The sequence below is a fragment of the Thalassococcus halodurans genome (genome assembly GCF_900108225.1).
Taxonomy (GTDB): Bacteria; Pseudomonadota; Alphaproteobacteria; order Rhodobacterales; family Rhodobacteraceae; genus Thalassococcus; species Thalassococcus halodurans.
This window is the reverse complement of the sequence record NZ_FNUZ01000005.1, coordinates 89,096-110,659: the sequence shown is the minus strand read 5'-3', so window position 1 is coordinate 110,659 and position 21,564 is coordinate 89,096. Positions and strand designations below refer to the sequence as shown.

Genomic DNA, 21,564 nt, shown 5'->3' with positions numbered 1-21,564 from the left:
TCTCCATCTGGTGTTATTGTGTCCGAGGGCTTACCCATGGGGCGAAACCCCGTCAAGCGAGCGACCATGACACACGACCATAACGCAGCCCCCGTAAACCCGATCCCGCCGGTTGTAGTGGCGCTGTTTCTGATCATCGCGGGCGTCGAGATCGCCTTCTATCTGGGATCAAAAGGGCTGGTCGGCGGGCCTTCGGCGGTGGGCTGGCGCATTGCGGCGATCGAGAAATACGGGTTTTTCGGTGACGTGGTGAAATGGATGTGGGGCACGGGCCGCTATCCTGCGGAACATGTAATGCGGTTTTTCACCTATCCCTTTATCCACGGGGCCTTCACATCAACGCTGTTTGCCTGCGTGATGCTTCTGGCGCTGGGCAAGATGGTGGCCGAGGTCATGGGGCCGGTGCGCATGGTCGCAATCTTTTTCGCCTGCGCGGTGGCGGGTGGTTTGGCCTATACAGCGCTGCCGGTGGGGCAACCGCCCCTGATCGGCGCGTTTCCGGCGGTTTACGGTTTGATCGGGGCGTTTACCTATTTGCTATGGCTGCGGCTGGGGGCCCTGGGTGAATCGCAAATCCGGGCGTTTTCGCTGATCGGCGTGCTGCTGGCATTGCAGCTGATCTTCGGGCTTTTCGTGACCGTTGGATATTACTGGGTGGCCGAGGTCGTGGGCTTTGTCACCGGTTTTGCGCTGTCTGTGCTGCTGGTGCCCGGTGGTTTCCAGCACCTTCTGCACCGCATCCGCGAACGATAAACCCTAGAACATATCGTTGGGCAGGATCGGCATAAGCCGCGAAAACTTGCGCGCCCGGGTCAGCGGGTAGGGCAGGACAAAGCCTGCGCGCTCTTCCGGCGAAAGCGCGGCGTTCTTTTGTGCGGCCTCATTCCAGACGGTCGCGCGGGTTACGTCCGGCAAATCGCCGTCGATCCCCAGCCACTTGCGGGCCAGACGTGACTGGATGGTCTGGATCAGATCGGGATCGGTGAAGGCAACCGAGGCTTCGGTATCCCAGCGCAGGGACCGCCCGTTCAGATTGGCGGACCCGACAATGCCCAGACGTCCATCAATCAGCGTGACCTTGGAATGCACGTAAACAGGGCCTGCGGCCTCAAGTTCGCCATTCATGTCCTCAGGGGCGCGTTCGGCTTGGGCCGGTGAAATCAGCGCCAGCCGATCCCCGAAGGCATCGCGCAACCGATGCAGCAAGCGCGATTGCAGCGCGTGGGCATGGCGTGCGTCCCAGCCTGTGTGTCCGTCAAACAGAATGCGCTCGGGCTCGGGCGGCATGACGATGATCAGCTGCAACACGGGCGACGCGCGGCCTGCGGCCAGAATGGCGTCTGCCACGGGTTTGTGCCGCAGGAATTGGGTTTCGATGTAGATGTGATCCTTGGCCGACCTCAGTTCCTTGATCAGCACATCTTCGTTTTCGGTGATGTGGTGGCGCGGCCCAAAGGCAAAGGCCCCGTCGCGCGGCAGCGACATGGTGCGCAAGAGGCGCAGGTCCTCGGTCGTCTGGGGACGGTTGGTCAGTTTAATCGGAAAGGCTTTGTCGCCGACAGATCGTGCCTGCCCGTGCTCCAACGCGGCGTTCCACGTGTCGATCAGATGGCTGCGCAGGGCATCCGCAAAGCGCCCGTCGATCTGAAGCGATACATCATGCCACGTCTGTTCTGCATCGCCCTGATGGTCGTTGTCGTCATAGCGACGCGGGTTCACGTCGATCCCGCCGATGATGCAGTGTTCGCCATCCGCGACCGCGCATTTCTGGTGCAGCGTCGCAGGGCGCAGCATCGGGCCGGATTGCAGAACCTCGCGCTGAACAGGGGTCAGGCGGTTGCTGTCGGCGTCCCGCAGAATGCGCATGCGGCGGCGGATCATCGGCCAAAGAAGGGTCGTCCACGCTTTGCCGACCTTCTGGTGATGGGGCGCGCATAGGATTTGTACATCGCCTTCGATCCCGTCGGCAAAGCCTGTGGCATGCAGCCAAGCAGAGCGGTGCAGTTGCGGGGTAAAAACTGGATCAAAATCGCTGAGAATGATGCGGATCACCACGCCTTTGCGCGCGACCCAGTGGATCAGGTCGGCCCATGTGTTCAGCCCGCGTTCCAGCAGATCGGGCGACATGATGGGTGTCTTGTGATCAAAGATGCGGAACGACAGGATCAGTTCCTGTTCGGCATTTGCGGCCAGTTGTTCAAGCGCCGGGTATGCTTCTGCTGCTGTGATCAGCGGGGTGATCGCCATGCCTAGCCTTTCTTCCGTTTGAAGGCCGAGGCAAATTCAGACAACCGGAACGCCCCCACCGCTTGGCCGATCAGGCCGTAGCCGACGATACCAGCCATGATCAGAATGACCAGAGCGGGATAGCGCCAGCCAGCAGCATTAAGCAGCGGCGTCAGGGCCCAGAGCGCGCCCCAAAGCAGCCCGCCCATGGCGAGCGAGGCAATGCAGATGCGGATCACGCGCTTGCGGAAACGGTCGTCGAAACGCGCGACCTCGCCCATGCGGCGCCCGCCGATCATCAGCAGGAACACCATCGCCCAGCCTGCGGTCGTTGTGGCAATCGCCGGTGCGATCCAGCCCAGATAGGGGGCAAGGCCGATCGCTAGGGCGGCGTTCACCACCATCGCCACCAGCGCATAGCGGAAGGGCGTCTTGGTATCTTCACGGGCAAAGAACAGCGGTTGCAGCACCTTTTGCAGCACGAAGGCCGGCAGACCCAAGCCGTAGATCGCGACCGCCAGCGCAATGGCGGCCGAGTCATTGGCGCTGGTTGCGCCGCGTTCGAACAGGACCGACACGATGGGCAGCGGGATCACGATCAGCGCGACAGATGCAGGGATCGTCAGGGCTAGCGCAATTTCACCGGCGCGGGAAAACGCTGCGCGGCCGCCTTCTGTGTCGTTGGCTTTCAGGCGGCGGGACAGGTCGGGCAGGAGGACGATGCCCACGGCAATGCCCACCACGCCCAAGGGCAGTTGATACAGACGGTCGGCGGCATAGAGCCAGCCCACGGCCTTATCGAATTGCGACGCAACCTGTTGGCCGACCAGCAGGTTGATCTGCATGACGCCACCTGCCAACGCGGCAGGGATCGCCACGCGCACCAGATTTCGCATGTCATCGGTCCAGCGCGGGCGACCTGGGCGAAGTTTTACGCCTGCGCGCTCTGCCGCGACCCAGACCAATGCTAGTTGCGCGATGCCTGCCAGCGGCACGGTCCAGACCAGTAGCGTGATCGCCTCGGCCCCGAATAGCTGTGCGCTGACCAATGCGGTGATGACAAAGATGTTCAACAAGACAGGCGCTGCTGCGGCGGCTGCGAAATGCCCTGTGGCGTTCAGCGCGCCGGAAAACAACGCAGCGAGCGAGATGAACAGGATGTAGGGGAACATGATCCGGCCATAGCCGACCGTCAGATCGAACCGCGCGTCGCCTTCGAACCCGCTGGCCGTGGCATAGACCAGCGCGGGCATGAAGATCATCGCCAATGCCGACAGGATCAGCAGGACAAAGCCCAAACCGTTCATCGCATCGCGGGCGAATTTCAGGGGGTCTTCGCCGCCCTCGTATTTGCGCGAAAACATCGGCACAAAGGCCGCGTTGAACGCGCCCTCGGCAAACAGGCGGCGGAACATGTTGGGCAGGCGGAAGGCCGCGACAAAAGCATCCAGCACAGGGCCGGGGCCGATCAGCGCCAGCAGAAAGATTTCCCGCACCACGCCCAGCACACGGCTGGCCAATGTCCAAAAGCCTACGGTCATGACGCCGGAAATCAGGCGAATGGGTTTCATAAACTGCGGTCCTGCCCCAAGAATTCTGACCACAGATACCCCATTGCGCAGGCACTAAAAAGGCCCGTCGCATTGCTGCAACGGGCCCTTTGTCTTTCAGGTCGCGGTTATGCGCCGATGATCCGTGATTGATCAGAAATCCCAATCTTCGTCTTCGGTCGCGACGGCCTTGCCGATCACATAGGACGATCCCGAGCCCGAGAAGAAGTCGTGGTTTTCGCTGTCCGGCGACAGGGCGGCCAGGATGGCGGGGTTCACTTCGCACAGCGCAGGCGGGAACAGCGCCTCGTACCCGAGGTTCTGCAACGCCTTGTTTGCGTTGTAATGCAGGAAGGCTTTGACGTCTTCGGTCAGGCCGATGTCGTCGTAAAGCTCGGCGGTGTATTTGCACTCGATCTCATAAAGCTCGAACATCAGGCCAAAGGCAAAGTCCTTCAACTCGTCCTTGCGTTCGTCCGACAGTTTTTCCAACGAACGCTGGAATTTGTAGCCGATGTAGTAGCCGTGCACCGCTTCGTCGCGAATGATCAGGCGGATCAGGTCTGCGGTGTTGGTCAGCTTGGCGCGGCTGGACCAGTACATCGGCAGATAGAAGCCCGAATAGAACAGGAAGCTTTCCAGGAAGACCGAGGCGATCTTGCGCTTCATCGGGTCTGCGACCGCGTCGTATTTGTCCAAAATCAGAGCCGCTTTGGCGCTGAGGTGTTCGTTTTCTTCCGACCAGCGGAAAGCGGCGTCAACCTCGCGCGTCGAACACAGCGTCGAGAAGATCGACGAATAGGACCGTGCGTGCACCGCTTCCATGAAGGCGATGTTGGTCAGAACGGCCTCTTCATGGGGCGTCTGCGCATCGGGCATCAGGGCAGGGGCGCCCACGGTGTTCTGGATCGTGTCGAGCAGTGTCAGGCCGGTAAAGACGCGGATCGTCAGTTGTTGTTCTTTCTCGGTCAGCGTGGCCCAGCTTTGGACATCGTTGGACAGCGGCACCTTTTCCGGCAGCCAGAAGTTCACGGTCAGACGGTTCCAGACCTCAAGGTCTTTGTCGTCTTCCAACCGGTTCCAGTTGATGGCGCGGGGGATGGTCGGGGATGCAAGATCTTTCATAGCCAGTCCTCAGAGCGAGCAGGAAACACAGCCCTGCACTTCGGTCCCTTCAAGGGCCTCTTGGCGCAGGCGGATGTAGTAGATGGTTTTGATGCCCTTCTTCCACGCATAGATTTGCGCGCGGTTGATGTCGCGGGTCGTGGCCTCGGCAGGGAAGAACAGCGTCAGCGAAAGGCCCTGATCGACGTGTTCGGTCGCAGCGGCATAGGTGTCGATGATCGCCTCGGGGCCGATTTCATAGGCATCGCGGTAGTATTCGAGGTTTTCGTTGTTCATGTAGGCCGCCGGATAGTAAACGCGGCCGATTTTGCCCTCTTTGCGGATTTCGATCTTGGACACGATGGGGTGGATCGAAGAGGTCGAGTTGTTGATGTAGCTGATCGAGCCTGTGGGCGGCACCGCCTGAAGGTTGCGGTTATAAAGCCCATGTTCGGCCACGTCCTTGGCCAGCTTGGCCCAATCATCGCGCGTGGGCAGCTCCGTGCCCGCAAACATCTCGGTCACTTTGTCCGAGGTCGGCAGCCAGTCGCGGGTTGTGTATTTCTCGAAATAGGTGCCATCGGCGTATTTCGATTTCTCGAACCCTTTGAAACTTTCGCCCCGTTCACGCGCCAGAATGTTCGATGCGCGGATCGCGTGGTAGGTGATCGCAGCAAAGTAAACAGACGTGAATTCAATGCCTTCTGCACTGCCATAGTGCACATTTTCACGTGCCAGATAACCGTGCAGGTTCATCTGGCCCAGGCCGATCGCATGGCTTTCATCGTTGCCACGGCGGATAGACGGGACCGAGTCGATCGCCGACATTTCCGACACAGCCGACAGCGCACGCACAGCGGTTTCCACGGTCGCGCCAAAGTCCGGCCCGTCCATGGTTTTCGCGATGTTCAGCGACCCGAGGTTACAGGAAATGTCTGTGCCCAGATGGCTGTAGCTGAGGTCATCGTTGAACTCGGACGCCTCGTTCACCTGCAGGATTTCCGAACACAGGTTCGACATGGTGATGCGGCCCTCGACGGGGTTGGCGCGGTTCACCGTGTCTTCGAACATGATGTAGGGATAGCCGGACTCGAACTGGATTTCCGCAATCGTCTGGAAGAATTCGCGGGCGTTGATCTTTTTCTTGCGGATGCGGCCATCGTCGACCATCTCGGCGTATTTCTCGGTGACCGAGATTTCCGAGAACGGCACACCATAGACCTTTTCCACGTCATGCGGCGAAAAGAGGTACATGTCTTCGTTCTTCTTCGCCAGTTCGAACGTCACATCGGGAATGACTACGCCCAAGGACAGCGTCTTGATGCGGATCTTTTCGTCAGCGTTTTCGCGCTTTGTATCGAGGAAGCGCAGAATGTCGGGGTGGTGGGCGTTCAGGTAAACCGCACCGGCACCCTGACGCGCACCCAACTGGTTGGCATAGGAAAAGCTGTCTTCCAGAAGCTTCATGATCGGGATCACGCCGGACGACTGGTTTTCGATGCCTTTGATCGGCGCACCCGCTTCGCGCAGGTTGGTCAGCATCAGGGCCACACCGCCGCCTCGCTTGGACAGCTGAAGGGCCGAGTTGATGGAACGGCCAACGGATTCCATGTTGTCTTCCAGACGCAGCAGGAAGCACGAGATCAGCTCGCCACGGCTTTTCTTACCGGCGTTCAGGAATGTTGGCGTCGCAGGCTGGAAGCGGCCGGACAGGATTTCTTCCATCAGGCGTGTGGCCAGTTTTTCGTCGCCGCGTGCCAGCGCCAGCGCGACCATGCAAACGCGGTCTTCGTAGCGTTCCAGATAGCGGCTGCCGTCGCGCGTTTTCAGCGTGTAGGCGGTGTAATATTTAAAGGCGCCCAGAAATGTCGGGAAGCGGAACTTTTTCGCGAAAGCCGCGTTCCATAACTGGTGGACGAAGGTGCGATCATATTGATCAAGAACCTCTGCCTCGTAATAGCCTTCGTCCACCAGGTATCCCAGCTTCTCTTCCAGCGAATGGAAAAAGACGGTGTTCTGGTTGACGTGAGTCAGGAAATACTGACGCGCGGCCATACGGTCGGCATCAAAACGGATTTTGCCGTCCTCGTCGTAAAGGTTCAGCATCGCGTTCAGCGCGTGGTAATCCTGTGTGCCGTTCAGGCCGTGATCAAGCATTCCGTTCTCCAGAATTTGTCCAGCCCGTCTTTCACGCGGGCGATGTCGGTATCAGTGCCAGCCAGTTCGAACCGGTAGAGCACGGGAACATTGCATTTGCGGGAAATCACGTCCCCCGCCAGCGCGTAAGTCGCGCCGAAATTCCGGTTACCGCCTGCGATAACGCCGCGCAGACCTGCGCGACGTTCAGGGGCGTTCAGGAACCGGATCACCTGTTTCGGAACCGCCCCGCGCCCTTCGCCATCTGCGAATGTGGGGGTGACCAGAACAAAAGGTGTGGTGGGCGCTGGCATCACGCCGTCGGGATCGCGCGGGATGCGGAAGGCGGGCAGTTCCAGCCGTTCCACAAAACGTGCGGTATTTCCCGAGCGGGATGAAAAATAGACCAGCGCCGACATCGGTCCTGACAGATCAGGCCAAAGAGCCGATCAGGTCGGGACGAAAGCCCGACCAATGCGCGTCGCCGGCAATCACAACGGGGGCCTGACGGTAGCCAAGATCGGTCACACGCTCCATCGCGTCGTCGTCTTCTGTCAGATCGACCACGTCGAATTCGATGCCTTTCGCTTCAAGTGCGCGGGTGGTTGCTGTGCACTGAACGCATGCCGGTTTGGAGTAAACTGTGATTGTCATTGTGGGCCCCTCTGCCTGTCGTTTTTTTGATCGCAGGGACACGGGTGCCGGGCAGAAAAACCGCCTATAGCTCACAAGGAACCAGCGCCCCGAACCCTCCGTTCGTGGTCGTAATCTGTCGTGTTCCAGTCGGTCTCCTGACTTGTGGCTCGGTCGTTTTTTACCCGCCTTCCCAGCGCCTTAGCGCCAGTGGATTATGGGCATAAAACTCACCACTCACAGTTGCGGGGGCAGTGCCGGATTTTCACCGGTCTTCCCTTTTCACGACGGCGTGTGCTGCCGCTGCTAGAACACCGCTGATAGTATCTCTAGGGGCGGTCGCGTCAATATCTTGTATCTTCCGACAGGTGAAATTTTTTCGATTTTTTCGTCAATCAGGGTCTGGAACTCTCGTGCCCAAGTCGGATAAGGCGCGAATCTTTTGGGCTTTTATGCAGGAAACTTCGGTAACTTTTGCTGTTCGAAATCTGCGCAAAAAACCGGCATCTGAAAGGTGCGATAAATGAGCGTTGCAAATAAGCGTCGCAATTGAACCCGACCGTGTCGCGGATAAGCGCGTCGCTTGACACGGGTCTGGCAGTTTTGGGGAGGCCACCCTGTTTTAGGGGCGCCAGTCCTCCGTCCAGCAAAGCATAGCGCCATGTCGAATGATTCCCTTTTGCAGCCTTATCAGCTCAAGCATCTGACGCTGAAGAATCGAATCATGACCACCAGCCACGAACCGGCCTATCCGGTCGATGGTTTGCCAAAGGAACGCTATCGCGCCTACCATCAGGAACGCGCCAAGGCTGGTGTCGCGCTGACGATGACAGCAGGGTCCGCGATCGTGTCGCGCGACAGCCCGCCGTCTTTCAACAACATCCTTGCCTATAAGGACGAGGTCGTGCCGTGGATGGCCGAACTGGCCGATGCCTGCCACGAACACGGCTGCGCGGTGATGATCCAGCTGACGCATCTGGGCCGCCGGACCGGATGGAACAAGGGCGACTGGTTGCCGTCGGTGTCCACAGGGCACGAATGGGAACCGGCGCATCGGGCCTTTCCCAAGAAGCTGGAAGATTGGGACATCGCGCGCATCATCACCGACTACGCCGATGCGGCGGAACGGATGCAGGCGGCGGGGCTCGACGGGATCGAGATTGAATCCTACGGCCATTTGATGGATGCTTTTTGGTCGCCACGGCTGAACGAATTGGACGCGCCTTATGGTGGGTCTTTGGACAACCGGATGCGCTTTACCTACGACGTTCTGGACGCGATCCGCGAACGGGTGGGGCCGGAGTTTATTGTGGGTCTACGCTTTACAGCGGACGAGACCATCGACGGCGGCATCACACCGGATGAGGGGCTAGAGATCGCGCGGCGTTTGAAGGACACCGGTCAGGTCGATTTCCTGAACGTCATTCGCGGCCGTATCGATACCGACGCGGCGCTGACCAATGTGATCCCCGTGCAAGGCATGAAGAACGCCCCGCATCTGGATTTTGCCGGTCGCATCCGCTCCGAAATCGGATTGCCGACCTTCCATGCCTCGAAGATCCCCGATGTGGCAACAGCGCGCCATGCGGTATCGGCTGGCCTGTTGGATATGGTCGGCATGACCCGCGCGCACATGGCCGATCCGCATATCGTGCGGAAGATCGTTGAAGGCCGCGAGGATGACATCCGCCCCTGCGTCGGCGCGACCTACTGTCTGGACCGCATCTATCAGGGCGGCGAGGCGCTGTGCATCCATAACGCGGCCACGGGCCGTGAACTGACGATGCCGCATGACATTCCCCGTGCGGATGCCTCGCGCAAAGTGGTGATCGTCGGCGCTGGCCCCGGCGGGCTAGAGGCTGCGCGCGTTGCCGCCGAACGCGGGCATGATGTGACCGTGTTCGAGGCCGCAGGCGACGCAGGCGGACAAATCCGCCTGACCGCGCAAAGCCCCCGCCGGCGCGAGATGATTTCGATCATCGACTGGCGCATGGCGCAGTGCGCCGCGCGGGAGGTGGAATTCCGGTTCAACACTTGGGCCGAAGCCGAAGATGTGACCGCCCTGAACCCCGATCTTGTGATTGTGGCCACCGGCGGCATGCCCAATACCGATGTTCTGAAAGAGGGCAACGATCTGCTCGTGTCCACGTGGGACATCCTGTCGGGCGATGTGAAACCGGGGTCCAAGGTGCTGGTCTACGACGACGCAGGCGACCACGCCGGTCTGCAAGCCGCCGAGGTGATCGCGCAATCCGGCGCCGAGGTCGAGATCATGACACCGGACCGCAGCTTTGCGCCCGAGGTCATGGGCCTGAACCTGACGCCCTATATGCGCAGCCTGCAAAAGCTGAAGGCGACCTTCACTGTTACTTACCGCCTGACATCCGTGCGTCGTGACGGCAACCGGCTGATGGCGGTGATCGACAGCGACTATGGCGATCTGGGGTTGGAGCGTGATTTCGATCAGATCGTGGTGAACCATGGCACGCTGCCCTTGGACGATCTCTATTTCGATCTGAAACCGCTGTCTTCGAACCTTGGCGCGGTGGATCATGACGCGCTGATCAATGGTCGTCCGCAGGCCATTGCCACAAACCCCGATGGCCAGTTCCAATTGTTCCGGATCGGCGATGCCGTATCCGCCCGCAACACCCATGCTGCAATTTATGATGCCCTGCGTCTGGTCAAAGACCTTTGACCGGATCGCGTGAAGTTAAGGACTCCTCCCATGCTTAAAGATTCTGACATGCTGTCCCACCTGATGCGGCGCAAGCCGAACCATTCGCTGCCGCGCGATGTCTATGTGGACCCTGCGATGCACGATGTGGACATGCATCACATCTGGTACAGCGACTGGATTTTCGCGACACCCGCCTGCGCGCTGCCCAAAGCGGGCAACCATATCGCGCTGCAAATCGGCGATTACGGTGTGATCATCGTGCGTGGCAACGACGGTGTGATCCGCGCGTTCCACAATGCCTGCCGCCACCGTGGGTCGCGTCTGTGCAAACCCGGTATGGGGTCTGCGCCAAAACTGGTCTGCCCTTATCACCAATGGACCTACGATCTGGACGGCAAACTTCTTTGGGCGCGCGAGATGGGCGATGATTTCGATCCGTCGCAACACGGCCTGAAAACCGTTCACTGCCGTGATGCAGGGGGCATGATCTTTATCTGTCTGGCCGATGAAGCGCCGGCGTTTGATAAGGTCGAGGAAAACACCAAGCGTTACTTCGCGCCGCACGGGCTTGATAACTGCAAGGTGGCGCACACCAGCAGCATCGTCGAACAGGCGAACTGGAAGCTGGTGATGGAAAACAACCGCGAATGTTATCACTGCTCGGGCTCGCACCCTGCGCTGTGCGTGACGTTTGATGACAACCCGAACATCGCGGGCAACGGTGACGGCATCGCCGATCCGGTGATCGAAAAGCACCTGCAGCGCTGCGAAGATGCCGGCCTGCCGTCGCGCTTTGTTATTGCGCCCGATAGCCAGTGGCGTCTGGTGCGTGTGCCGCTGTTGGGCAAATCGGTCAGCTACACGATGGATGGTGGCCCGTCCTGCGAAAAGACGCTGGGCACAGTGCCGTTCCGCGATGCGGGCTCGCTTTTGTTCTTCCACTACCCGAACACATGGAACCACTTCCTGTCCGACGTGGTCATGATGTTCCGGATGCTGCCGATCAGCACAACCGAAACCGAGGTCACAACGTTCTGGATCGTCAGAAAAGATGCCGAAGAGGGTGTGGATTACGAAATGGAGCGCCTGACCGACGTCTGGACCCACACCAACGATGAAGACCGTGCCATCGTTGAGGAAAACCAGAAAGGCATCAATTCGCCCGCCTACGAACCCGGACCGTATTCCACTGTTCAGGAAAGCGGCGTTATCCAGTTTGTCGACTGGTACGCAGACACGATGACCCGTCGCCTGACGGGCCGGAAACTCTTTGCAGCGGAATGATTTGATGGCCGGAGCACAAAAGAAAAACGGACCTTGGACAGACGCCGAGGAACTGGAATGCGCCATGGTCATTCCGGAAACGCGGAACGTCGCAACATTCGCGTTCCGTGCGCCGTCGGGGGCGTGGTTCGATTACAAGCCTGGGCAGTTCATCACGCTTGAACTGCCGGTGCCGGGCGGCCCGCTGTCGCGGACCTATACGCTGTCGTCCAGCCCGTCGCGGCCATTGAACATCAGCGTCACGGTTAAGGCCCAGCCCGACAGCATCGGCACGCGCTGGATGTTGGACAACCTGCGTCCAGGCATGAAGATCAAGGCCTATGGCCCGTCGGGTGTCTTTACCCTGCCGGAAAACCCCAAGGGCAAATACCTGTTCATCGGGGCGGGGTCGGGCATTACACCGATGATGTCCATGGCGACTTACCTGTACGACTTGGGCGACGAACCCGATGCACGGGTCATCGCCTGTGCGCAAAAGCCGTCCGACCTGATTTTCCGTGAACGTCTGCAACATATGGCCAGCCGAGTGGATGGTCTGCGCTTGTCGTTTCTTGTCGAAGAAGAAGACCCTCGGTCGGTCTGGACGGGTTATCAGGGCCGTTTCAACCAGCTGATGATCGGTCTGATTGCGCCGGACTATCTGGAACGCGATGTCTATTGTTGCGGACCGGAGCCATTCATGCAGGTCGTGCGCGACAGCCTGAATGCGCTGGGCTTCGACATGAACCGCTACCATCAGGAAAGCTTTCAGGCCCCTGCCGCAGCATTGGCCCCCGAGGCGGATATCGACGACGTCGTCCCGCAGGAATCCGTCATGGCAGAGGTGTCCTTTGCCCGTTCGGGCGTCACCACGACTTTGCCGGAAAACGACACAATTCTGTCTGCTGCGCGGACGGAAGGGGTACGCATCCCTTATGGCTGTACATTCGGGGTCTGCGGCACGTGCAAGGTCAAGAAACTGTCCGGTGATGTGCACATGGTGCACAGCGGCGGAATTTCGGACGAGGATATCGAAAGCGGTTATATTCTCGCATGTTGTTCGAACCCGATCGGGAAAGTCGAAGTCGACGCCTGATATATTTCGCTTTCAGGAATGCGAAACCCGCGCAGGTAGTGCGGGTTTCGCCAAGTGCCAGCCAAAAGAGCGAATTGGTATCAAAAGACAAAAAATGGTCACACTTCTGATCGCAGTTCGCCCAGCTTCACCGCCATCCATAGAACTTGCTAAGGCACAGTCTGTCCTAAGCTCTGTTTGGGGAAACAATAATAAGACTGACACGTGCTTTGCTCGGTAACGGGTAACAGTTTGTAACCTGCGCCGATTGTTTTTGGTGGGTAATAGGCAGGTTTAGCAGTGGACTTCTCAAACGCACAAAAGCTGGACTTTGATGTACAGGATTTCGAATTTCCTGTGCCCAGAGATCGCAAGAAAAACGCGTATGCAGCAACTTTGTCACCGTTTTCGGAGCAATCCGGAATGGTGTGTTTCGCGGCCGGAACACAGATTCTGACGCCGCGTGGTGAAATTCCGATCGAATATTTGCGCCCCGGCGATCTGGTGCAAACCCGTGACAACGGCATCAAGCCGATTGTGTGGGCTGGTTCCAAGACACTCGACGCCAATACGCTGTCACGTGCGCCCTACCTTAAGCCCATCTCGCTAAGCCGTGGTGTGATCAACTCCAGCCAGCGTATGCTTGTCTCGCCGTTGCACGGGGTCGTCATGCGCCGCCGCAACGGGGATGAGTATCTGGTACGTGCGATGGATCTGGCCTGTATGCCTGGTGGCAAGGCCCGTGTGGCTGAGGGCATCAAAACGGTGACCTACGTGCACATCATGTTCGACCAGCACGAAATCATGTTTGCCAACGCCGCACCGGCAGAAAGCTTTTATCCGACCGAGACAACGCTTCACGCGATGGATGACAAGAAGTCGGCTGAAATCTATGATCTGTTTCCGGCGCTTCAGCGCAACTCGACCCTGTCGGGTTACGGCGAAATGGCGCGCCCGATGATTGCGTTCAACGATCTACCCGAACACGAGCGGGCACTGGGCGGCTGGTAAGCCGCCCGCCGAACCTCAGGTCAGCGCCCGTTCAGAGCCTGCTGCGATCGCTTCGCGCAGCTTGTTTTCCAACGACCGCTGTTTGCCTTCCGCATACATTTTCAGCCCGAACATGTCTTTGACATAGAAACTGTCGACCACCTGTTCGCCATATGTCGCGATCACCGCCGAGGCGATGTAGATGTTCTGGTTCGCCAAGGTACGCGTCAGATCGTACAGCAGCGCGGGCCGGTCGCGGGTATCCACCTCGATGATTGTGTAGATTTCCGACCCTTCGTTGTCGAAGGTGATGGATGTCGGCACCTTGAAGGCGCGTTCGCGTTTCTTGATTTTGTCCTTCGACTTGATCGCTTCGCGGGCCACAACCTCGCCCATCAGTGTCTTGCGGATCATGTCGCGCAGACGGGGCAGGCGGGCGGCCTCGTAGGGGTGGCCATCGGCATCCTGAATCCAGAAGGCTGCGGTGACGTAGCCGTCTTTCGTGGTGAAAGTACGGGCGTCCACAACGTTTGCCCCCACCAAAGCCAAGGCCCCTGCAAGACGCGAGAAGATGCCGGGGTGATCCGTCAGCGCAAAGCAGGCGCGTGTCGCGTCGCGGTCCTCGTCCGGGTGCAGGTCGATGCGGATTTCGTCGTCGGCCAGATCCTTAAGCAGGTTGGCAAAGACCACATGCGCGGTGACGTGCAGGCCCTGCCAATAGGGCGGATAATGGCGCTGCGTTTCGGCGCGTATGTCTTTGCCGTCCCAATCTGCCAATTCTTCCCGCAGCAGCTTTTTCGCCTCGGTCCCGCGGTTTTCGCGGTTCAGTTCCTCAAGGCCGGTTTCCAGCGCACGGCGGGTCTGACGGTAAAGCGCACGCAGCAGCGCGGCTTTCCAGTTGTTCCACGTATCAGGGCCGACGCCGCGGATGTCACAGACCGTCAGCACACAGAGCAGGTCCAGACGGTCTTTGGTTTGTACGGCCTTGGCAAAGTCGCGCACGGTGCGCGGGTCGGCGATATCGCGTTTTTGCGCCATGTCGGACATCAGCAGATGATGGCGCACCAGCCATTCCACGGTGGCGCTGTCTTTGGCCGACAGGCCCAGTCGCGGCGCGACCTTGCGGGCGATCTGGGCACCCAGAACGCTGTGGTCCTCATCGCGGCCTTTGCCGATATCGTGCAGCAACAGCGCGACATACAGAACCTTCCGGTTCACGCCTTCCTTCAGGATTTCCGACGCAACGGGCAGTTCTTCGACCAGATGTTCGTGTTCGATTTCCGACAGATTCCAGATGCACTGGATCGTGTGTTCGTCGACGGTGTAGTGGTGATACATGTTGAACTGCATCATCGCGACGATGGGTTCGAATTCGGGGATAAACGCCGACAACACGCCCAGTTCGTTCATCCTGCGCAGGGCACGGTCGGGGTTGCCGTGTTTCAGCAGCAGATCAAGGAACAGTTTCCGCGCGTCTTTGTTGTTGCGCATCTCTTCGTCGATCAGATGCAGGTTGGCCTTGATCAGGCGCATCGCATCGGGGTGAACCAGCAGACCGGTGCGCAGGCCTTCTTCGAAGATGCGCAGGATGTTCATCTTGTCGGCCAGAAACGCCTTGTCGTCTTGCGGCGCGATACGTCCGTGCACCACCTGAAAGCCCTTCCGTACACGCGGCTGGCGTTTGAAAATCCGCATGATCAGCGGGGCTTCTTTGGTGTGATCGGCCTCTAGCGATGTCAGCAAGATACGGGTTACATCACCAACCGCCGTTGCATGGCGGAAATAGCTTTGCATGAAGACCTCGACGCCGCGACGCCCGCCGCGATCCTCGAATCCCATGGCAGCAGCGACCTCGACCTGCATGTCAAAGGTCAGCTGTTCCATCGCGCGACCGGCGATCAGATGCAGGTGGCAGCGCACAGTCCACAGGAACTGGTCCGCCTGACGGAAAGTTTCATATTCTTCAGGGCGGAACACGCCCATGCCCACAAGCCGTTCAGTGTTGTCGATCTGGTAGACGTATTTCGTGATCCAGTACAAAGACTGCAGATCGCGCAGGCCGCCTTTGCCCTCTTTCACGTTGGGTTCAACCATATAACGCTGGCCGCCCTGCTTTTCGTGGCGGGCGTCACGCTCTTCCAGCTTGGCTTCGACGAACTCGCTTTCGGTGCCTTTGAACAGATCGCGCCACAGCTTGGTTTCCAGATCGCGGGCAAGCGCGCGGTGACCGATCAGATAACGGTTTTCCAGCATCGCGGTCCGGATGGTGAAATCTTCGGCTCCAAGGCGGATGCAGTCTTTGACGGTACGCGATGCGTGACCGATCTTCAGCTTCAGATCCCAGAAGATATAGAGCATGGATTCAATCACGCTCTCGGCCCATGCGGTGACCTTGTAGGGCGTCAGGAACAGCAGATCGACATCCGAGAAGGGCGCCATTTCACCACGCCCATAGCCACCCACAGCCATAACCGCCAGACGTTCGCCTTCGGTCGGGTTCGGGTTGCGGTGCAGGCGTTCAGTCGCGACCTCGTAGGTCAGCGTGACAAGACAATCGGTGATCCACGCATAGGCATGGGTCACGCGGTGCGCTTCTAACGGTTTGTTTTTGAAAGCTTCGGCGATGACGTCGCGGCCCTTGTCGCGGGCTGCGCCCAGTACGGCCACGGTGGCCTTGCGCACGGCGCGTTCGTCTTCGGCGTCTTCGATGGCCGCCCACAGGTCTTTGCGGATGGCGCTCCGGTCAAAGATATCTTCGACCGGAGCAATTAGGTCTAGGTTCGGATTGTTAAGTGTTGCGGGCTCAGAAGCCTGCGCCTCCGAAAGAGCGTGGGGCTGGGTCAAGGATCACTACCTGTTGGTTCCGCACGGTGGCCACGCCCATGGCGCGCTGGTTCGTGCCGTTGTTCAACAGGCGGAATACACCGCTCGCCCCTTGGAAGCCAGCGCCTTGCGTCAGGGCCGAACGCGTCAAAGCGTCGTTGCGACCTTTTTTCAGCAGTGCGCCTACGGCGGCGACGCCATCAAACGCCAGACCGGCCAGCGCGTGGGGCTGTGCGCCGTAGCGCGCGGCGTAACGCTGTTCAAAGGCGGCGGTCGAGGCATTGTCCGGAATTGCGAACCACGCGCCTTCGATACCCGGCAGTTTGAAACCGTCCGAACGCACATCCCAACGGGTGATGCCAGCGTATTGCGTCGATGCCGGCGAAACGCCCTGTTCCGGTGCAAGTTGCAGAACCACCGACAGGCCGCCATCCCAGCTGTCTGTCAGATAAAGCGAGTCAGCATTGCCACCGGATGTCGCCGATTTCACGCGACCGATCGCAGCAGTCAGGCTTTCGGTGTTCAGGTCATAGCCTTCTGCAGCCACAACCTGTCCACCGTTGCGCGTCGCCGCGCCCTGGATCGCGTTGCGGCCAAGCTGGCCTGCGATGTTGTTCTGATACAGAACGGCGATGTTCTTTTTGCCGTTGCGGGCGCCATAGCTGACAAGACGTTCGGCAGCGCTGTCAAAGGTCGAGCCCAGAACGAACAGGTTGCCGCCCGCAATCGTGGTGTTGTTCGAGAAGCTCAGAACATTCACACCTTCGTCGGCCACAGCTACGGCTGCTGCGTTGGCGGCTTCACCAAAGAGCGGGCCAAGGATCAGTTTCGCGCCTTCATCAACTGCGCGCTGTGCCTGCGCTGCCGCAGTGCCTGCACGACCTGCAGTGTCGTAAACTTTCAATTCAATATTCGCGCCCGGGATCTCGGCAATCGCCAGACGCGCCGCGTTCTCGAGGCTTTGCGGAATATTGCCGGTGTTGGGGTCGGATTGCGGAATCAGCAGCGCGATCTGAACGGTTTCACCCGATTTCAGATTCGGACCGCTGCCACCATCGGACCCGCCACTGGGCAGCGTGGTGACGTCACAGGCCGCCAGCGACAGGACGGCGCCAGCCGTCAAAATGCCGCGGATCGCCTTGCGGGCTTTGGAAAAACAGTTGAGCATGGTGAAAATGGATCCCCCGATATATGACGCGGGGCCGAAGGTGTCCGCGTCGTAAGACACGTTGATCTTAAAACAGCCAAAGGACAGGTCCAACAATGAATCCGGTCAACACGCGCCTCGCGCCCGGTCTTTACCTTGTAGCGACGCCAATTGGCAACGCTCGGGACATCACATTAAGAAGTCTGGATATCTTGGCAAATGCAGATGTTCTGGCGGCCGAAGATACGCGGTCTTTGAAGCGGTTGATGGAAATCCACGGCATTGCGCTAAACGGACGCCCCGTGTTGGCCTATCACGATCATAACGGGGGCAAGATGCGGCCGCGGATTATGGCGGATTTGGCCGAAGGGAAATCGGTGGCCTATGCCTCCGAGGCGGGCACGCCGATGATTTCCGATCCCGGGTTTGACCTTCTGCGCGGCGCGATAGAAGAAGGCCATCCTGCCACCGCCGCGCCGGGGGCGGCTGCTGTGATCATGGCGCTGACGGTTGCGGGCTTGCCCACCGACCGGTTCCTGTTCGCGGGGTTCCTGCCGAACGCGTCGGGCGCACGGAAGAAAACACTGACCGAACTTGCGGGCGTTCCGGCAACCTTGGCGTTTTACGAGTCGCCCAAACGGATTGCAGGGATGCTGGGCGACGCCGCCGAAGTGCTGGGCGGGGATCGCAAGGCTGTGGTCTGCCGCGAATTAACCAAGAAGTTCGAAGAAGCGCGACGCGGGACGCTATCCGAGTTAGCCTCGTATTACGGGGAAAACACCGCCAAAGGCGAAATCGTCGTGCTGATTGATCGGGGGCATTCGGAAAATATTAGCGAATCCGATGTTACGACAGCTTTGGAAGAGGCCTTGAAAACCATGTCGGTGCGGGATGCATCCGATTTTGTCGCTAAAATGCTGGGGCAGCCACGGCGCCCGATTTACCAGCAAGCCATGAAGATGAGAAACGATGACCATTCATGATCCGCTGATATCCCGACAGGCCGCTGAAAAGGCGACGCGCGGGATGTTGGCGTATCAGGCGGGGCAATCTGCCGAACAGGGCGTTGAACGTCATTACCTCGAACGCGGCGGGGTGATTTTGGCACGACGCTGGCGTGGCAAGGCCGGCGAAATTGATCTGATAATGGATGATGGCTATGGCCTTGTGTTCGTCGAGGTCAAGAAAAGTCGCTCGCATGCCCGTGCGGCACAGGCCGTGTCGCGGCGGCAGATGGAACGGCTTTGCCTTGCGTCGCAGGAATTCATGGATGCGCAAGGGTATAGCGCCCTGACCAACATGCGTTTTGACGTGGCTTTGATGGACGGGCAGGGTCACATCGACGTGATTGAGAACGCTTTCGGCGCCTGATCCTATTTCCGACGCATGGGGGCATTGCCTGTCCCGCCCGTCTGCGCCATGTATCTGGGGCGTAAAAAGCGGGGACCCCCATGAAGATCGCCTTTCAGATGGACCCAATCGGTCCGATCAACATCGACGCAGACAGCACATTCCGCATCGCCGAAGAGGCGCAGGCGCGGGGGCATGAACTGTTTTACTACACGCCCGATCATCTGGCCTTTGAAGAGGGCAAGATCACTGCGCGCGGCCATTCGCTGAAGGTGCAGCGGGTCAAAGGGGATCATGCGATCCTCGGGCCGTTGGAAAAGGTCGATCTGGCAGATTACGACGTGGTCTGGCTACGTCAGGACCCGCCGTTCGACATGCATTACATCACAACCACGCATCTGTTGGACCGTCTGGCAGGCAAAACGCTGGTGGTGAATGACCCGTTCTGGGTGCGGAACTACCCCGAAAAACTGCTGGTTCTCAGCTTCCCTGATCTGACGCCGCCCACGGCCATCGCGCGTGATCTGGAAACGCTGCGTGAATTCCGCGCCAAACATGGCGACGTGATCCTGAAGCCGCTTTATGGCAACGGTGGCGCGGGCGTGTTCAAGCTGGATGAAAACGACCGCAATCTGTCTTCGCTGCACGAGCTGTTCACCGGCTTCTCGCGCGAGCCTCTGATCGTGCAGAAATACCTGCCTGCGGTCAGCAAGGGCGACAAGCGTGTGATCCTTGTAGATGGCGAACCTGTCGGCGCGATCAACCGCGTTCCGGCTGAAGGTGAGGTCCGGTCGAACATGCACGTTGGTGGTCGTCCTGAAAAGATCGCACTCACTGACCGTGACCGCGAAATCTGTGCTGCGATTGGCCCGCTTCTGAAAGAAAAGGGGCAGGTCTTTGTTGGCATCGACGTGATCGGCGACTGGCTGACCGAGATTAACGTGACCTCGCCTACCGGCATTCAAGAGCTTGAGCGGTTCGACGGTGTGAACATCGCCGAGAAAATCTGGGTCGCGATCGAGGCACGTTGCGCGGCGATGTCCGCCTAACTTTCCTTTGCCGACATCAGGCGGAAACTGAGTGCCTCGGCCAGATGTGGCCGGTGCACGCCCTCGGACTGGTCCAGATCGGCAATCGTCCGCGCCACCCGCATCACCCGATGATAGCCCCGCGCGGACAGGCCGAACCGGTCAGCCGCCTGCACCAGCAGGCTGCGCGCCTCGGCGTCCATTTGCGTAATCTCCTCCAATTCCTGTCCTTCGGCGTCTGCATTGGTGTGGACACGTGCGTTCTCCGTAAATCGCGCCGTTTGCAGATCACGCGCTGCAGCGACGCGGGCGGCAACGGTGGCCGAGGTTTCGCCGGAGGCAGGCAAATCCAGATCGGCGTGGGTGACGGGCGGCACCTCGACCCGTAAATCAAAGCGGTCCATCAGTGGGCCGGAGATGCGGCCCAGATAATCCTCACCACATAGCGGCGCACGGGAACAAGCGCGGGTGGCATCACCCATAAACCCGCATTTACAGGGGTTCGCTGCGGCCATCAGCATGAACCGGCAGGGATAGCGCACATGGGCATTGGCGCGGGCGACCATGACCTCGCCCGTTTCAATAGGTTGGCGCAGGGTTTCCAGTACGGTGCGGGAAAATTCGGGGAATTCGTCAAGGAACAGAACGCCATTGTGGGCCAGCGAAATCTCGCCCGGTTTGGCGTTGCGCCCACCGCCCACGATAGCGGCCATCGAGGCCGTGTGATGCGGTTCGCGGAAGGGGCGCGCGCGGCTGATGCCGCCGTCGTCCAGCAATCCGGCCAGCGAATGGATCATGGATGTTTCCAGCGCTTCGACCGGTGATAGGGGCGGCAGGATGCCGGGCAGGCGGGCGGCCAGCATGGATTTCCCCGATCCCGGTGCGCCCACAAACAGCACGTGGTGGCGACCGGCGGCGGCGATTTCCAACGCGCGTTTGGCCTTTTCCTGCCCTTTCACATCCCGCAGGTCGCGGCCTTGGAAGGGTTGGCTGACTTCGCCTGCAGTGGCGGGCGACAGGACCGCGGCACCTGTGAAATGCCGGATCGCGTCGTGCAGGGAATTCGCGCCGATCACGCGGCAGGCCTCGACCCACGCGGCCTCTGGCCCGCAGGCCTTGGGGCAGACCAGATCGCGGCTGTGTTCGGCGGCGGCCATGGCGGCGGGCAGAGCGCCCAGCACCGGAACCAAGGTGCCGTCAAGCGACAACTCGCCCAAAGATACCGTGCCCGCGACCACATCCTTGGGGATGATTTCCAACGCGGCCAAAAGGCTAAGCGCGATGGGCAGGTCAAAGTGCGACCCTTCCTTGGGCAAGTCCGCAGGCGACAGGTTGATCGTGATGCGTTTCGACGGTAGCGCGATGGACAGGGACGACAGAGCGGATCGCACACGGTCGCGCGCCTCGGACACCGCTTTGTCGGGCAGGCCCACGATGGAAAAGGCGGGCAGGCCGGGGCTGACGGCGCATTGCACCTCGACCGAGCGGGCCTCGACCCCTTCGAATGCCACCGAATAGGCATGTGCGACCATGATGTTTCCCTGCGCGACCCTTATCGG

General features: G+C 59.6%; 17 protein-coding genes and 1 riboswitch. Of the genes, 8 read left to right on the top strand and 9 right to left on the bottom strand.

All coding sequences use genetic code 11. The features are described 5' to 3' along the window. The first annotated feature begins 66 nt into the window (after positions 1 to 66). Positions 67 to 753 carry a rhomboid family intramembrane serine protease gene (locus C4S59_RS15055; protein WP_103911350.1) on the top strand — a complete coding sequence of 229 codons (687 nt, stop codon included), beginning with the start codon at positions 67 to 69 and terminating at the stop codon, positions 751 to 753. Positions 754 to 756: 3 nt separating this feature from the next. Here C4S59_RS15055 and C4S59_RS15050 read toward each other — a convergent pair whose 3' ends face one another. The 6 genes from C4S59_RS15050 to nrdH form a co-directional block, all read right to left on the bottom strand. Further along, positions 757 to 2,247, bottom strand: a complete 1,491-nt coding sequence (locus C4S59_RS15050; protein ID WP_103911349.1) for a phospholipase D family protein — start codon at positions 2,245 to 2,247, stop codon at positions 757 to 759. Between the two features lie 2 nt (positions 2,248 to 2,249). Beyond that, positions 2,250 to 3,797, bottom strand: coding sequence for a murein biosynthesis integral membrane protein MurJ (gene murJ, locus C4S59_RS15045; RefSeq protein ID WP_103911348.1), 1,548 nt, complete (start codon positions 3,795 to 3,797; stop codon positions 2,250 to 2,252). Between the two features lie 132 nt (positions 3,798 to 3,929). Further along, positions 3,930 to 4,901, bottom strand: coding sequence for a class 1b ribonucleoside-diphosphate reductase subunit beta (nrdF, locus tag C4S59_RS15040; protein ID WP_103911347.1), 972 nt, complete (start codon positions 4,899 to 4,901; stop codon positions 3,930 to 3,932). Positions 4,902 to 4,910: 9 nt separating this feature from the next. Beyond that, on the bottom strand, positions 4,911 to 7,037 hold the full coding sequence (gene nrdE / locus C4S59_RS15035; RefSeq protein WP_103911346.1) for a class 1b ribonucleoside-diphosphate reductase subunit alpha: 2,127 nt from the start codon (positions 7,035 to 7,037) through the stop codon (positions 4,911 to 4,913). After that, entirely contained in the window at positions 7,019 to 7,435 is a 417-nt protein-coding gene (gene nrdI / locus C4S59_RS15030; protein WP_103911345.1) for a class Ib ribonucleoside-diphosphate reductase assembly flavoprotein NrdI, read from the bottom strand. Before nrdI ends, nrdE begins: the two co-directional genes overlap by 19 nt. Positions 7,436 to 7,448: 13 nt before the next feature. Then, the gene (gene nrdH / locus C4S59_RS15025; RefSeq protein WP_103911344.1) at positions 7,449 to 7,670 is read right to left on the bottom strand and encodes a glutaredoxin-like protein NrdH; all 222 of its coding nucleotides are present in this window, start codon (positions 7,668 to 7,670) and stop codon (positions 7,449 to 7,451) included. 110 nt (positions 7,671 to 7,780) lie between these two features. After that, positions 7,781 to 7,975: riboswitch (cobalamin riboswitch) on the bottom strand. A gap of 335 nt (positions 7,976 to 8,310) precedes the next feature. On the opposite strand from nrdH, the gene C4S59_RS15020 reads away from it, so the two are divergent. From C4S59_RS15020 to C4S59_RS15005, 4 genes are all read left to right on the top strand, one after another. Continuing rightward, positions 8,311 to 10,347, top strand: coding sequence for an NADH:flavin oxidoreductase (locus C4S59_RS15020; RefSeq protein ID WP_103911343.1), 2,037 nt, complete (start codon positions 8,311 to 8,313; stop codon positions 10,345 to 10,347). Positions 10,348 to 10,377: 30 nt separating this feature from the next. Next, a complete protein-coding gene (locus C4S59_RS15015) occupies positions 10,378 to 11,613 on the top strand; it encodes an aromatic ring-hydroxylating oxygenase subunit alpha (RefSeq protein WP_103911342.1) in 1,236 nt (411 codons plus the stop codon). A gap of 4 nt (positions 11,614 to 11,617) precedes the next feature. Further along, a complete protein-coding gene (locus C4S59_RS15010; RefSeq protein ID WP_103911341.1) occupies positions 11,618 to 12,688 on the top strand; it encodes a hybrid-cluster NAD(P)-dependent oxidoreductase in 1,071 nt (356 codons plus the stop codon). Positions 12,689 to 13,090: 402 nt separating this feature from the next. Continuing rightward, entirely contained in the window at positions 13,091 to 13,678 is a 588-nt protein-coding gene (locus tag C4S59_RS15005; RefSeq protein ID WP_146064550.1) for a Hint domain-containing protein, read from the top strand. Positions 13,679 to 13,693: 15 nt separating this feature from the next. Here C4S59_RS15005 and C4S59_RS15000 read toward each other — a convergent pair whose 3' ends face one another. Both C4S59_RS15000 and C4S59_RS14995 read right to left on the bottom strand, forming a co-directional pair. Next, on the bottom strand, positions 13,694 to 16,501 hold the full coding sequence (locus C4S59_RS15000) for a [protein-PII] uridylyltransferase (protein ID WP_103911339.1): 2,808 nt from the start codon (positions 16,499 to 16,501) through the stop codon (positions 13,694 to 13,696). After that, positions 16,461 to 17,741 (bottom strand): penicillin-binding protein activator, encoded by a 1,281-nt coding sequence (locus tag C4S59_RS14995; protein ID WP_327346570.1) that lies wholly within the window; start codon positions 17,739 to 17,741, stop codon positions 16,461 to 16,463. Before C4S59_RS14995 ends, C4S59_RS15000 begins: the two co-directional genes overlap by 41 nt. Before the next feature lie 2 nt (positions 17,742 to 17,743). Here C4S59_RS14995 and rsmI point away from each other — a divergent pair, with 2 nt between their 5' ends. The 3 genes from rsmI to gshB all read left to right on the top strand — a co-directional run bounded on the left by rsmI (position 17,744) and on the right by gshB (position 20,026). Next, positions 17,744 to 18,610 carry a 16S rRNA (cytidine(1402)-2'-O)-methyltransferase gene (gene rsmI, locus C4S59_RS14990; RefSeq protein ID WP_103911338.1) on the top strand — a complete coding sequence of 289 codons (867 nt, stop codon included), beginning with the start codon at positions 17,744 to 17,746 and terminating at the stop codon, positions 18,608 to 18,610. Further along, positions 18,597 to 18,998, top strand: coding sequence for a YraN family protein (locus C4S59_RS14985; protein ID WP_103911337.1), 402 nt, complete (start codon positions 18,597 to 18,599; stop codon positions 18,996 to 18,998). The genes rsmI and C4S59_RS14985 overlap by 14 nt, the downstream gene beginning before the upstream one ends. Before the next feature lie 80 nt (positions 18,999 to 19,078). After that, positions 19,079 to 20,026 carry a glutathione synthase gene (gshB, locus tag C4S59_RS14980; RefSeq protein ID WP_103911336.1) on the top strand — a complete coding sequence of 316 codons (948 nt, stop codon included), beginning with the start codon at positions 19,079 to 19,081 and terminating at the stop codon, positions 20,024 to 20,026. On the opposite strand, the gene C4S59_RS14975 is transcribed toward gshB, so the two are convergent. Next, a complete protein-coding gene (locus C4S59_RS14975; protein WP_103911335.1) occupies positions 20,023 to 21,537 on the bottom strand; it encodes a YifB family Mg chelatase-like AAA ATPase in 1,515 nt (504 codons plus the stop codon). The genes gshB and C4S59_RS14975 overlap by 4 nt on opposite strands. Positions 21,538 to 21,564 lie beyond the last annotated feature (27 nt).